The organism is Streptomyces sp. CB02923, assembly GCF_001905005.1.
In the GTDB taxonomy this organism is placed as follows: Bacteria; Actinomycetota; Actinomycetes; order Streptomycetales; family Streptomycetaceae; genus Streptomyces.
In genome coordinates, this window is sequence record NZ_LWKZ01000014.1 from 35649 (window position 1) to 43520 (window position 7872).

Genomic DNA, 7872 nt, shown 5'->3' on the forward strand with positions numbered 1-7872 from the left:
GCCGGCGACCGCCGCGTACGGAGAAGGAGACAAGGAATGACCGAGTCGCTCGATGCCGTGGAGCGTACGGCCCTGCTCACCGCCGCACTGCGGGCGGCGGAGAGCCGCCGCCCGGACCGGCTGTACCACGACCCCTTCGCGGAGGCCCTGGCCGGCGGCATCGGGCCCGAGCTGCTCGCCGAGGTGCGGGCCGCCACCTTCCCGAAGGACGCCGAACGCACCCTTCCCAGCACCCCCGACTACAACGCCATCCGCACGCGCTTCTTCGACGACTACCTCCAGGAAGCGGCCCGGGACCCGGAGACCACCCAGATCGTGCTGGCGCCCGCGGGCATGGACTCCCGGGCGTACCGCCTCGGCTGGCCCGACCGGATCCGCTACTTCGAGGTCGACCGCCCCGCCGTCGTCGATTTCAAGAAGAGCCGCCTCGGTGACGCCCGGCCGCGTGTCGACCACCGCACCGTCGCCGTCGACCTGACCTCCCCGGACTGGGAGAGCGACCTGGAGGCGGCCGGGTACGACCCGGCCCGCCCCTCCACCTGGCTGCTGGAAGGGCTGCTCTACTACATCGCCGAGGAGGACACCCACCGCATCCTGGAGCGCGTCGGCGCCATCACCGCGCCGGGCAGCCGGATCGCCGCCGACATCGTCAACAGCGCTGCCTTGACCCTGCCCCATATGCGCGGTCTGCTCGACGTGTTCGAGGGCTGGGGCTGTCCGTGGCTCTTCGGTACGGAGGAGCCCGAGGCGCTGTTCGACACGTACGGCTTCACCGCGGAGGCGGTGCAGCCCGGGGAGCCGGGCGCCGACTACGGGCGGTGGCCCGACCCGGTGCCGCCGCGTACCGAGCGCGACGTGCGCCGGGTGTTCTTCGTCCACGGACGGCGGCGATGAGCCCTCAGGCCGTCGTTGTCGGCGGCAGCATCGCCGGTCTGGGCGCCGCTCTCGCGCTGAGCGGCGCCGGTTACCGGGTGCACGTGCTGGAGCGCGGGGCACCTCCCCCCGACGGCCCGCTGGCCAAGGCGGCCCACCTGTGGCCCAGACCGACCGCCCCGCAGGTGGTGCAGGCGCACACCCTGACCTCGCTCGGCGTACGGACCCTGCGGGAACGGGCCCCCAAGGTCCTCGATGCCCTGATCGCCGCCGGTGCCCGCATCTTCCACCTGGTCAACGCCCTGCCGCCCGGTGTCGAGGACCGCGCCGGAGCGGTCGGCGACGACGAGCTGGTCGCTCTGGCCTGCCGCCGTACGGTCCTGGAACTCGTCCTCCACCGGTTCGTACGGGAACTGCCGGAGGTACGGATCTCCTACGGGACCAAGGTCGCCGGGCTGATGACGGACGCCGGGAGCGACCGGGTCCGCGGTGTGGTGACCGAGGACGGTTCCCGTCTGACGGCCGATGCCGTGGTCGACGCCACGGGCCGCCGGTCGGAGTCCCGGGCCTGGCTGGCCGCCGCCGGGGTCCCGCTGGCGGACGACGTGCACGCCCCTTCGGGTGTCAGCGCCTACACCCGCTTCTACCGGCTCACGTCCCGGGAGCTGCCGACCCCGTTGAACCGGGGCCACGCGGTGGGCAACATCTGGGGCCACTACGCCGGTGTGCTGCACCCCGAGGACAACGACATCTTCTCCGTCTGCGTGGGAGCGCTGCCGGGGGACCGCGAGCTGAGTGCGCTGCGCGAGCCGGAGACGTTCGACGCCGTGTCCCGCGCGACCCCCGGCCTTGCTCCCTGGCTCGCCGACGGGGTCAGCGAGCCGGTCTCGCCCGTACACGCGATCACCTGTCCCCCCAACACCCTGCGGGGTTCGGCGAGCACCCGGCAGCGGCCGGTCGCCGGGCTGTTCGCGGTGGGCGACGCGGCCTGCGTCACCAACCCGCTGTTCGGACGCGGTATCTCGCTCGCGCTCACCCACGCCTTCCAGCTCGCGGACCTGCTCACGGAGATCCCGGAACCCGGAGTGGCCCAGAGCCGCGCCGCGGCCCGTGCCGCCGAGCGGCTGTACCAGCCGTGGTTCCGGCATGCCGCGGAGAGCGACCGGGCCCGCATCGCCCAGTGGCGGGCCGCCGTGAACGGCACCCCGCTGCCCGCCCGGCCCGCCGCCACCGGGCAGCCGAGCATGGCGGACGTGGTGGTCGCGGCCCGTACGGACGGTGTGGTGTGGCGGGCGTTGGAGCGCGTCCTCATGGGGCTGAGCACCCCGGCCGAGGCCCTCGGTGACGAGAAGATCGTGCTGCGGGTCCAGCAGGCCGACGCTTCGTACCGCGATACGGAGGAACCCCCGCCCAGCCGGGCCGAGTTGCTGCGCGTCGTACGGGCCGTCGCCGCCGGCCGGGGGGCGCGGAGATGAGCCTGCTCACCACGGAGCCGGCCGCCGGTGCCGGGCCCGGCACCGGGCGGCGCCGGGTGCTGCTGGCCCCGGTCACCGTCACCCCCTGCAAGCCCTTGACGCACAGCCACCTCAAGGGCCTGCTGTGGACCGATGTCATGTACCGGGCCACCTCGCACCTCGCCGATGTGACGTACCGCTACAGCCACACGACGTATGACTGCACCGAGCAGACGGCCGGATTCTGGGAGTACCTCGACCGCGTCCAGGGCGACATCGACTACTCCGGCCTGTCCGAGAACGCCATCGGTGAGCTCTACGTCCGCTACCGCGCCGAGGGCGGCCCGGTGACACCGGACGCCCTGCGGCCCTACCGCGAAGCCGTCGAACACCACGGCTGGACCCACCCCGCCGCCGTACGGATTCTGGAGCACTGGACGTCGCAGTACGCCGCACTCGGGCTGCACGACCCCGGTCTCGACCGCCACCAGCCGCCCGCCTTCGGCCTGGACCAAGCACTCACGCGCCTGGACGGCCTGGGGTTCTGCCTCGACCTGCGCCCCGACGGCGGCCCGGTCTACCTGGACGCGACCCGGTACGGCATGCCGTTGCGGCAGATCGTCTCGGCCGACGGGCAGCCCAACTACCTGGCCTGCGCGCTCCGCGAACTGCTCCCCCTCGCCCCGGAGTACGACGAGGTGGTGCTGCTCTTCGACCAGGACCTGGACCCCGACTACCAGCTCCTGCAACGGGTGCTGTCGTCCGCCGGACCCGACGTCCACCGCGTCGCCCTCGGCCGGGTGCCCATCGACGGCCGGATACGTTCCTCCCGGCACGGCGAATGGCGTGGCCACACCGTCGCCGACCTGATCGACGGCATCGCCACGGAACACGACCGGGCGGTGACCAGCCTCGGCGTACGGCTGTACTTCATCGCGACCCTCGGCCCGGGGCAGCGCCAGTCCTTCCGGGACGACCTGCTGCGCGGCTGTCTGGACCGGGCGCGGCGGCTGCTGGACCGGGGGCCCGCCGGGTACGGCACGCCCGCGGAGGCCGCCGCGGCGGTCGCCGACGCCCTGGCCGGGCACCGGGGCCGCGACCACCTCCACGTCGATCCGTACCGGCTCACGTCGGGTCTGCTCGCCAGGCGGCGCAGGGTTCCGGTGTCCGAACTGGCGACGGCGGTGTTCACATGACGCTCTCGCAGAGCCTGTTACGGAGCCGGGCCGCGGAGCGCGTCCGGGCCGCCCACCCCGCGCTGGCCGCGAAGTTCGACCTGGAGGACGCGGACGGCCTCCTGGCGGCCCAGTCGGAGATCGCCTCCCTGGCGGAGTCCTCCGACACCCAGGCCGTGGTCGTGCTGCGCCGCTTCTCCCTCGCGGCGTGGGTGCGCGCCACCTGCGGCTTCGCGGCCGGGGTGAGCCCGGACCGCGCGGTGCGGTGGCGGCAGGCGTTCACCCGTACGGTCTTCCTGGCCGGGAACCCGGACCAGCTGCGGGAACGGTTCGCCTTCGATCACATCAGCGAGGACGGGTCGGCTGCCTGGCGCGGCCCGGAGCCGGCCTCCGCGTCGGCCGCCCTGCGGCGGCTGCTGAAACGCTTCGACAGTGAGCGTGCGCTGCCGATCGGGCCCGCCGTACGGATTCCGCTCGCGGGCCCGGACCACGGGTCGCACGCACGGCACCCCGTACGCCGGGACCTCTACGTCGCCACGTCCGGTATGGCCCTCTCGGCGTACCTGGTCCACGTCAACCACCTGCTCGTCGAAGCCGTCATGGACGGACTGATCGCGCCCGGCGACGAGTTGACGGTCCGTGAGCTGCCGAGTCTGGTGGGCGCGTCCGTCCCCTTCGCGTCCCTGCGCATCGGCGTGGATGCCTGTCGCCCCGACCGGCTCAGGGCCTACGCCGCCCTGACAGAGGAGATCACCCGTGTCTGAATCAGACGTGCCCGTACCGCCCTCGGCGGCCATCGGGAGGGCCGGCCGCCACAGCTCCGGCGCGGCCGCCACCCGCCGCGTCCGCTTCGGCTATCACGGCTCCACCGCGGTCGCCGACTTGATCATCCGTGCCGCGGGCCGGGACACCGCCGATGTCGACCTGATCCAGTACGACGTCGCCGACCCGTTCGCCGAGCTGCGCGCGGGCCGCCTGGACGTGATGATCGGCAAGTTCGCCGTCCGCGAGCCCGACCTCCGCTGCAGCACGGTGCTGACCAGCGAACCCCGCGTGGCGGCCGTGAGCACGGCGCACCCCTTGGCGCGTCGGGAGACGGTTTCCGTGGAGGAGATCGCCGATTACGAAACCTTCGACCGGCCGGGAACACTGCCCGGGTACATCTGGGACCAGGTCGTCCCGCCGGTGACCCCGGCGGGTCGCGGGCTCCGGCGCGTTCACCCGTTCCTCTCGCCCCGGCAGCTGATGGCGCTGGTCGCCGAAGGGCGGGCGGTGCACATGTCCGTCGGCTCCATCGGCGATGTCACCCCGCCCGGTGTCATCGTCATTCCGGTCCACGACCTGGCTCCCGCCCCGGTCTGCCTGGTCTGGCGTGCGGAGGGGCAGCTTCCGGACCACGTCGGACGGTTCGTCGCCGACGCGCAGGCCGGGGCGCAAGCTGAGGCGCAGGCCGGAGCGCAGGCCGGGGCGCAAGCCGATGTACGAGCCGGGGTGCAAGCCGGAGCGCGGTGTGACGCGGCGGCCGGGTCCGGCACGACGCCGGAGGCCGTCCGATGACGGCCGCGCGCCCCATGCCCGTGGTCCTGCTGCACGCTCTGGCCCTCGACTCCTCGATGTGGTCGGCGCAGGCGGCGGCCCTGCGCCGACGGGGCCACCACGTCCTCGTGCCGGACCAGAGGGGTTTCGGCCGCTCCCCGCTCGGCGGCACCGGAGCCCCCTCCCACACCCACGCCCACCCCGCCCCCTCCCTGGACGTGGTGGCCGACGACCTGGCCCGCCTGCTCGACGAGCAGGGCGTGGACCGCTTCGGGCTGGCCGGCTGTTCGATGGGCGGATACGTGGCGATGGCCTTCCTCCGGCGCCACCCCGGGCGCGTACGGGCCCTCGCCCTGCTGTCCACCAAGGCCGGACCGGACCCGGACGCCGCACGAGCCGACCGGGAGAAGTTCGCCCGTCTGGTCACCGATCCGGGCACCGGGCCCGGCCTTGTCGAAGCCACCACCCCGCTGCTGGTCGGCGCGACCAGCCGTGGCCGCTCCGGGCTCGTGGCGCGGCTGCTGTCCGACGCCCGCGCGGCGCCCCCGGCATCCCTGGCGTGGGCCCAGCGGGCCATCGCCGCCCGCCCCGACTCCCTGCCCCTGCTGCGGTCCACGGACATTCCGGCCCTGGTGATCGCGGGGGCGGAGGACGAACTCGTCCCTCTGCCCGAGGCCCGCTCCATGGCACGGGCGCTGCCCCAAGGGCGCCTGCTGACCGTCCCGGAAGCCGGGCACCTGCCGCCTCTGGAAGCCCCCGAAGTGATCAGCGAGGCGCTCGCCGCCCTGTTCGCCGCCCCGGCACCGTCGCCGGTGGTCACGCCCGCTACGCCCGCCGGCCAGGTGACCGAGCCCACCGATCCGCCCGAGCCGACCGAATCAACCGAACCGCCCGAGCCCGCCACTCCCGGGAGCCACCATGCTCACTGACGACCACGCCGCCTGGGGCTATGCCTCCTCCACCGGGCTGGGCTTCACCCACCACACCATCGTCGACGCCCACTTCGCGGCCTGCCGCGACCCCTACCTCGAACTGCTGGTGAGGGCCGGCATCCAGCCCGGCTGGCGCGTACTCGACGTGGGCTGCGGCAGCGGCGAGTTCCTGCCGCATCTCGCCCGCATCACGGGGGAGGGCGGCCACCTGTCGGCCGTCGACCTCGCCGACGAACATGTGGCTCTGGTGGAGCAGCGGTCCCAGGAGTGGGACCTGCCCTGCTCCTTCGACGTCCGGCAGGGCAGTGCGCTCCGGCTTCCGTACGCCGACGACTCCTTCGACGCCGTATGGTGCGCCAACACCGTGCAGTATCTGGACGACGACCAACTCGCGACCGCGCTGAGCGAAATGCGCCGAGTGGTACGTGCCGGAGGCATCGTCGCCGTCAAGGAGCTGGACGCGAGCCTGATCACGGCACGCCCGGCACCTCCGTACCTCTTCAGCGACTTCTTCCGCGCCGCCGCGGCGGCGCCCGGCTACGCGCGACAGCTGCTGCGGACCCGTGACCTGCACCGGTGGCTGCGCGAAGCCGGGCTGAGCGACGTCCGGCAGCAGACGGCGCTGATCGAACACCATGCGCCGCTCAGCACCGCCGCCAGGGAGTTCTACGGCCTGGCCTGCGCGCGACTGGCCGACCAGGCCAGGACCGCGGCCACGGCTGCGCACGAGGGGGCAGGGGCAGATGCGAATGCGGTTGCGGATGTGGTCGCGAGGGAAGCGTGGGATGCCTTCGCCGACCCCAACGGACCGGAGCACCCGCTCGACGCCCCGTACGCCTACATCAGCGAGGGAAACGCACTCGCCGTCGGCATCGTGCCGTCCGACGACGCCTCTTCCCGGCCGCCCGCCGGCGCGGACCCCGGCCTGTGAGAGGAGAACGCCTTGCCGGTCGTTTCCGTTCACGGCACACCGGTCCACTACACCGCCGAGGGAACCGGCCCCGGGCTGCTGCTGGTGCACGCCGCGGGCATGGACTCGGAGACGGCCTTCGGGGAGCTGCGGGGTGAGTTCACCGGACGGCACACCGTCATCACGCCCGACTTCTCGGGCAGCGGGAAGACGCCCGTCGGCGAGGGCCCGCTGACGGTCGGCAGGCTGGCCGGTCAGGTGGTCGGGGCCGCCTGCGACGTGACCGACGAGCCGTTCGACGTGGTGGGCTTCTCGCTGGGCGCGGTCGTCGCGGCGGCTGCCGCGGCGGACCACCCCGGCCGCGTACGCCGTCTGGTCCTGGTCTGCGGCTGGTACCGCGGTGACGATCCGCGCCAACGGGTGCAGATGGACCTGTGGCAGCGGCTCGCCACGCTCGACGAGGAGGCGTACGCGCAGTTCACCGCCCTGATGGTGTTCTCGCCCCGCTACCTGTCGGAGGTGGGCGCCGACGGGATCAGGGCAGGCATGGACCTGATCACCGTGGAGACCGGTCTCCGGCGGCAGATGGAACTGGTCGCCGCCGCGGACCTGCGCGACCGGATCGCGTCGGTCGCTGCGCCCACGCTCGTGGTGGGCGCGGCACACGATCACTGGATACCGGTCGAGCACGCCCGCGCCACACACCGGGCGATCACCGCGAGCCGTTACGCCGAAATCGACAGCGGCCACCTGGCGATCTTCGAGAAGCCGCGTGAACTGTGCGGTCTGGTGAAGGATTTCATCGAGGAGTGAGTCCCGGCCCCAGCCCCTGTCTCAGCCCCTGTCCCAGCCCCGGTCCCAGTCCCGCGGACGGGCGCGGGCCGGGCGCACCCGGGCCCCGGAAGCTGTCCACAGCTTCCGGGGCCCGGCGAGCAACTGGTTCAGCGGCCTTGCTCAGGAGCCGAAGCCGTTCCTAGGCGCTGTTTCTCGGA

At 73.3% G+C, this 7872-nt stretch carries 8 protein-coding genes; all 8 read left to right on the forward strand.

Annotation, left to right across the window (positions count from 1 at the left end; all coding sequences use genetic code 11):
- Positions 1-36 precede the first annotated feature (36 nt).
- Genes A6A06_RS17860 through A6A06_RS17895 form a run of 8 tightly spaced genes read left to right on the forward strand, consistent with a single transcriptional unit; the run spans position 37 to position 7693 of the window.
- Entirely contained in the window at positions 37-894 is an 858-nt protein-coding gene (locus tag A6A06_RS17860) for a class I SAM-dependent methyltransferase (protein ID WP_073762294.1), read from the forward strand.
- Entirely contained in the window at positions 891-2348 is a 1458-nt protein-coding gene (locus A6A06_RS17865; RefSeq protein WP_073762295.1) for an FAD-dependent oxidoreductase, read from the forward strand. The genes A6A06_RS17860 and A6A06_RS17865 overlap by 4 nt, the downstream gene beginning before the upstream one ends.
- Positions 2345-3523 carry a hypothetical protein gene (locus A6A06_RS17870; protein ID WP_073762296.1) on the forward strand — a complete coding sequence of 393 codons (1179 nt, stop codon included), beginning with the start codon at positions 2345-2347 and terminating at the stop codon, positions 3521-3523. The genes A6A06_RS17865 and A6A06_RS17870 overlap by 4 nt, the downstream gene beginning before the upstream one ends.
- The gene (locus A6A06_RS17875) at positions 3520-4266 is read left to right on the forward strand and encodes a DUF6182 family protein (RefSeq protein ID WP_073762297.1); all 747 of its coding nucleotides are present in this window, start codon (positions 3520-3522) and stop codon (positions 4264-4266) included. Before A6A06_RS17870 ends, A6A06_RS17875 begins: the two co-directional genes overlap by 4 nt.
- Positions 4259-5059, forward strand: coding sequence for a LysR substrate-binding domain-containing protein (locus A6A06_RS17880; protein ID WP_242440799.1), 801 nt, complete (start codon positions 4259-4261; stop codon positions 5057-5059). Before A6A06_RS17875 ends, A6A06_RS17880 begins: the two co-directional genes overlap by 8 nt.
- The gene (locus A6A06_RS17885; protein WP_073762299.1) at positions 5056-5967 is read left to right on the forward strand and encodes an alpha/beta fold hydrolase; all 912 of its coding nucleotides are present in this window, start codon (positions 5056-5058) and stop codon (positions 5965-5967) included. The genes A6A06_RS17880 and A6A06_RS17885 overlap by 4 nt, the downstream gene beginning before the upstream one ends.
- The gene (locus tag A6A06_RS17890; protein WP_073762300.1) at positions 5957-6901 is read left to right on the forward strand and encodes a class I SAM-dependent methyltransferase; all 945 of its coding nucleotides are present in this window, start codon (positions 5957-5959) and stop codon (positions 6899-6901) included. Before A6A06_RS17885 ends, A6A06_RS17890 begins: the two co-directional genes overlap by 11 nt.
- A gap of 12 nt (positions 6902-6913) precedes the next feature.
- Positions 6914-7693, forward strand: coding sequence for an alpha/beta fold hydrolase (locus A6A06_RS17895; RefSeq protein ID WP_073762301.1), 780 nt, complete (start codon positions 6914-6916; stop codon positions 7691-7693).
- Positions 7694-7872 lie beyond the last annotated feature (179 nt).

Excerpts from the sequence above, each read along its gene's own strand:
- A6A06_RS17860 (WP_073762294.1), top strand. The coding sequence starts at position 37 with ATGACCGAGTCGCTCGATGCCGTGGAGCGTACGGCCCTGCTCACCGCC.
- A6A06_RS17865 (WP_073762295.1), top strand. The coding sequence starts at position 891 with ATGAGCCCTCAGGCCGTCGTTGTCGGCGGCAGCATCGCCGGTCTGGGC.
- A6A06_RS17870 (WP_073762296.1), top strand. The coding sequence starts at position 2,345 with ATGAGCCTGCTCACCACGGAGCCGGCCGCCGGTGCCGGGCCCGGCACC.
- A6A06_RS17875 (WP_073762297.1), top strand. The coding sequence starts at position 3,520 with ATGACGCTCTCGCAGAGCCTGTTACGGAGCCGGGCCGCGGAGCGCGTC.
- A6A06_RS17885 (WP_073762299.1), top strand. The coding sequence starts at position 5,056 with ATGACGGCCGCGCGCCCCATGCCCGTGGTCCTGCTGCACGCTCTGGCC.
- A6A06_RS17890 (WP_073762300.1), top strand. The coding sequence starts at position 5,957 with ATGCTCACTGACGACCACGCCGCCTGGGGCTATGCCTCCTCCACCGGG.